Consider the following 366-nt stretch of genomic DNA (forward strand, 5'->3'; position numbering starts at 1 on the left):
AACCATCATTGCATTACTCATCAGTAGCGCACTAATTATATTTTTACTAAAAAATTGTAATAATTACATGTATAAAGACCGCATACAGGAAGAAAATGATCGTATTAACCCTACCGGCAATAGAGCAGTTTGTCTTGCTGTGGGCGATCTGTATGCAGATATGTACCCCTATACCATTCATTATCTTGAAGGGGAAATAGATCCTAACGATCCTTATGACAAAATTAAGCAAAATAAAAGACTTAACTTAAAACTATCCCTTTATGCCAAAGAGGGATTATTTACCGAAGAGCTGGTCGGTCACGATGGCGACAAGCCACTATACCGCTATAATTTAACGGATGAAGGGCGTAAATATCTTGATAA

1 protein-coding gene is annotated in these 366 nt (G+C 36.6%); it reads left to right on the top strand.

The window, feature by feature from the left end; translation table 11 throughout:
• A partial coding sequence (locus A9G44_RS13585; RefSeq protein WP_179854845.1) for a hypothetical protein occupies nucleotides 1-366 on the top strand: 366 nt, incomplete at both ends.

This window comes from Gilliamella sp. Occ4-3 (assembly GCF_001690675.1).
Lineage (GTDB): Bacteria > Pseudomonadota > Gammaproteobacteria > Enterobacterales > Orbaceae > Gilliamella > Gilliamella bombi.